This is a genomic window from Oscillochloris sp. ZM17-4 (assembly GCF_019599295.1).
In the GTDB taxonomy this organism is placed as follows: Bacteria; Chloroflexota; Chloroflexia; order Chloroflexales; family Chloroflexaceae; genus Oscillochloris.
On sequence record NZ_JAIEWN010000076.1, the window covers coordinates 6,411 to 10,639 of the forward strand.

Sequence of the window (4,229 nt, forward strand, 5' to 3'; positions counted from 1 at the left end):
CCTGGTCGTCGGCGCTGGGCAGCGCGATGCCGGGGGTGGGGGCGATCAGCGCCAGGCCGTTGTAGTAGTAGGGGCGCTTGCGCGCCGTCACCACCAGGGCGCAGTCGGCGATCTTACGGTCGAGGGCGTAGTAGATCGCCGGGAGGGGCGTGGGGGCCGCGGCCAGGCGCGAGCGCACCCCGCGGGCGTTCAGGTCGGCGCTGATCGCGCGGGCGAAGAGGTTGCCCATAAAACGTGTGTCGTACGCGACCAGGCAGCTCCAGCCACGCCCGGCCAGGCCATCTGCGATCATCGCGCCGCGCCGCCGCACCTGATCGAGGGTAAAATCGGCTGTGTAGACAGCCTCCCATGTGTGGGCGAGAAGGCGGTAGCGAGGGTTCATAAGCGGTTACGGAACTCCTCCACCGCAGACATCATCAGGTCGCGGATGGCCTGGGCGCGCTCCATCGTCTCGGCCTCGAAGCGGGTGGTGATCGCCGGCTCGGTGTTCGACGCCCGCACCAGCCCCCAGCCGTCGCCGAAGTCCACCCGCACCCCGTCGATGTCGAACACCGGGTAGTCGCCGGCGAAGCGATCGCGCACGTAGTCGATCACGCGGAACTTCTGGTCCTCGGCGAAGGGGATGCGGCCCTCGTCGATCGAGGGCAGGTCGGGGTAGGGCGCCAGCGCCTCGCGCAGGGTCGTGCCCAGCTGGGCCAGGGCGAAGAGCAGGTGCGCGCCGGCGAAGGTGCCGTCGTCGAAGTAGTGGCCCGGGTAGGTTGCGAAGGTGTGCCCGCTCAGCTCGCCGCCGAGCACCGCGTCCAGCTCGCGCATCTTCGCCGAGATGCTGGAGTAGCCGGTCTTCCACATCACCGGGGTGCCGCCGAGGGCGGCGATCGCCTTGGGCAGCACGGCGCTGCACTTCACGTCGAAGATCACGTGGCCCTTGCGCAGCCCCAGCAGGTAGGTCGCCAGCGCGATCAGGTAGCGGTCGGCGAAGACGATCTGCCCCTCGCCGTCCACCACGCCCAGCCGGTCGCCGTCGCCGTCCAGGCCGATCCCGATGTCGGCCTTGTGCTCGCGCACGGCCGCGATCAGGTGCTGCAGGTTCTCGGGCTTCAGCGGGTCGGGGTGGTGGTTGGGGAAGCGGCCGTCGGGCTCGATGAAGAGCGGCACCACATCCAGGCCGAGCGCCTGGTAGGTGCGTATGCCGATCGGCCCGCCCACGCCGTTCCCGCCGTCGAGCACCACACGCGGCCGCTTCCCTGTAAACGGGAGCAGCCGCGCGACCGAGGCCACATAGGCGTCGCTCACATCGGCCTGCGTGAGCGCCCCCGCGCCCTCGGCGAATCTGCCGGCCAGGGCCACCGCGCCCACCTCCTGGATGTCCTCGCTGGCCAGCGGCTCGCTGCCGAAGGTCGGGTGGGCGCGGCGCAGCTTCAGGCCATTGTACTCGGGCGGGTTGTGGCTGGCCGAGACGATCGCGCCCGCGTCGAGCCCCAGCTGCTCGACGGCGAAGTACATCAGTGGCGTCGGCACCTGGCCGATGTCCACCACATCCATGCCGGTGGAGCGCAGGCCCGCGATCAGGGCCTGCTGAAACTGCGGCGAGCTCAGGCGCGCGTCGCGCCCGACCGCCATGCTCCGGCGGCCCTGGCCCAAAAAGATCGTGCCCACGGCCTGCCCAAGGCGTGAGTAGATCGCCTCGTCCAGATCGCTATCGACGACGCCGCGGATGTCGTAGGCGCGGAAGATCGTTTGGTTAAGCGCCAGGGCCATCGCCATCTCCTCAGTACAGGGCCAGAGGCAAGGGTTCAGGATGCCGCGAGATGCCTTCGACAGCCCCGCAGCCCCGCAGCCCCGCAGCATGTGCGTGCCGGGCCATTGGGTTGTTGGGTTGGTGTCGAGACAGTCATGTATCCACGAGCCTTGTCGTGAGAGATATGATGTGGGGATAGTACGACATCGATCCTAGCGTAAAGGGTCGCATCCGTCAAGGTTCTTTACAAACGCCCCGATCTCTCGTATAATCTCGAACATCAAAGGTTTTAATATGCAGGCGGTGAAGTCTGCGGCCTGCGACGCGACTGAGAGTTCTGCTCTCAGTTCTTCTTTTTGTATCGCCCCGGGAGCAGAGCCATCCCCGGCTCTCCCACGCTGTAGCTCCCCTCAGGCGACTGCTCAGCAGAAGGCATTGAGACGATGGCAGACAAGCCAACATACCTGACCCGTGATGGTCGCGCGAAGCTCGAGGCCGAGCTTGAGGAGCTCACTACCGTTGAGCGCAAGCAGGTCGCGGAGCGCATCTCGGCCGCCAAAGAGCTTGGTGACATCTCTGAGAGCGGCGAGTATGAGGATGCGAAGAAGTCGCAGTCGCTGCTAGAGGGCCGGATCCGTGATATTAAGCATATCCTCTCTCGCGCCGAGCTGATAGATGAGGAGAGCCACGGCAACGGCGAGGTGCGCGTCGGCTCGTCGGTGACGGTGCGGATTGAGGCGGATGATGAGGAGGAGACCTGGACGATCGTCGGCAGCGCCGAGGCCAACCCGCGCCAGGGCCGCATCTCGAACGAGTCGCCGATCGGCGCGGCGCTCCTGGGTAAACGCGCCCGTCATAAGGTGACGGTGCAGACCCCCTCGGGCGTGATGAAGCTGACCATTGTGAAGGTGAAGTAGCCACCCTTCCCCTCTCTCAATAGTGGCCCCGCTCCCCCTCAGGGAGCGGGGCTTTTTTATTGTGATGAATGGGGCAGATGTGAGGATGGTATAATGTGGACTCATTGTAGCCTGCGGCGTGCGGCGTCGCATAGGATAGGGCATCATGGAGCTGAATGATCTACAGGCCCAGCGCCAGGCCAAGCTTGAGCGGCTGCGGTCGGCTGGGCTAAACCCGTACCCGACGAGCAGCGCGCGCACCCACACCATCGCCGCCGCGCTGGAGCAGTTTGATACGCTGGCCGAGTCCGAGGCCGGCCTGACCCTGGCCGGGCGTATCATCGGCGCCCGCCGCGTGATGGGCAAGATCGCCTTCGCCCACATCGAGGACGGCAGCGGCTCCATCCAGCTCTGGATCAGCCGCGCCGAGCTCGGCGACGAGCAGTTCGCCCGCTTCCGCGACGACCTCGACACCTTCGATATCATCGAGGTGGAGGGCCAGCTGCGCCTCACCCAGAAGGGCGAGCGCTCGATCTTCGTGCGCGCGATCACGGTGCTCGCCAAGGCGATCAACCCGCCGCCCGAGAAGTGGGCCGGCCTGAGCGATGTGGAGGAGCGCCACCGCCAGCGCTACCTCGACCTGATCGTCAACCCCGAGCGCCGCGAGGTCTTCCGCGCCCGCTCCCTGGCCGTCAGCACCATGCGCCGCGTCCTCGACGCCCGCGGCTTCCTTGAGGTGGAGACGCCGGTGCTCCAGCCGATCTACGGCGGCGCCGCCGCGCGGCCCTTCAGCACCTTCCACAACCAGCTCGGCCAGAGCCTCTACCTGCGCATCGCTACCGAGCTCTACCTCAAGCGCCTGATCGTCGCCGGCTTCCCCGGCGTCTACGAGATCGGCAAGGACTTCCGCAACGAGGGGGTGGACCGCAGCCATAACCCCGAGTTCACTATGATGGAGTGCTACCAGGCCTTCGCCGACTACCGCGATATGATGCGCCTCGTCGAGGACCTGCTGCGCGAGATGGCCGTCGCCGTCACCGGCGCGGCCGTGGTGCCCTTCCAGGGCCAGCAGATCGACTTCGGCCGCGACTGGGCGCGCATCCCCATGGCCGAGGCGATCGCTGAGCGCACCGGCATCGATATCGCCAGCGTCAGCGAGATCGACGCCCTGCACCGCGCCATCGCCGACGCAGGCATCAAGGTCGAGCGCAAGAGCACCTGGGGCAAGCAGGTCGATGAGCTGTTCAGCGAGTTCGTCCAGCCCCTGCTCGTCCAGCCTACCTTTATCATCGACTACCCGGTGGAGCTCTCGCCCCTCGCCAAGCGCAAGCCCGGCCAGGACGCCTTCACCGAGCGGTTTGAGGCCTTCGTCGCCGGGATGGAGCTCGGCAACGCCTTCAGCGAGCTCAACGACCCCTTCGACCAGGAGCAGCGCTTCCTCGACCAGCTGAAGGCCTTCGACGCCGGCGACGACGAGGCCCACCAGATGGACGCCGACTATATCAACGCCCTGATGTACGGCCTGCCGCCCACCGGCGGCCTCGGCCTCGGCATCGACCGGATCGCCATGCTGCTCACCGACCAGCCGACTATCC

At 66.9% G+C, this 4,229-nt stretch carries 3 protein-coding genes and 1 pseudogene; 2 read left to right on the plus strand and 2 right to left on the minus strand.

Going from position 1 to position 4,229, the window contains the following annotated elements:
• A pseudogene (locus tag K2Z83_RS26465) lies at window positions 1-382 on the minus strand (phosphoglucomutase); the annotation flags it as partial.
• Complete coding sequence (locus K2Z83_RS26470; RefSeq protein WP_220598169.1) at window positions 379-1,758, minus strand: phosphomannomutase/phosphoglucomutase; 1,380 nt, start codon at window positions 1,756-1,758, stop codon at window positions 379-381. The pseudogene K2Z83_RS26465 and the gene K2Z83_RS26470, both read right to left, overlap by 4 nt.
• A gap of 423 nt (window positions 1,759-2,181) precedes the next feature.
• Here K2Z83_RS26470 and greA point away from each other — a divergent pair, with 423 nt between their 5' ends.
• Window positions 2,182-2,655, plus strand: coding sequence for a transcription elongation factor GreA (gene greA / locus K2Z83_RS26475; protein ID WP_220598170.1), 474 nt, complete (start codon window positions 2,182-2,184; stop codon window positions 2,653-2,655).
• Window positions 2,656-2,800: 145 nt separating this feature from the next.
• On the plus strand, window positions 2,801-4,229 hold a 1,429-nt coding region (lysS, locus tag K2Z83_RS26480; protein WP_220598171.1), incomplete at its 3' end, for a lysine--tRNA ligase.

What these genes read in the sequence shown, in the direction of transcription:
- K2Z83_RS26470 (WP_220598169.1), bottom strand. Translation starts at nt 1,758, where the DNA reads ATGGCCCTGGCGCTTAACCAAACGATCTTCCGCGCCTACGACATCCGC.
- greA (WP_220598170.1), top strand. Translation starts at nt 2,182, where the DNA reads ATGGCAGACAAGCCAACATACCTGACCCGTGATGGTCGCGCGAAGCTC.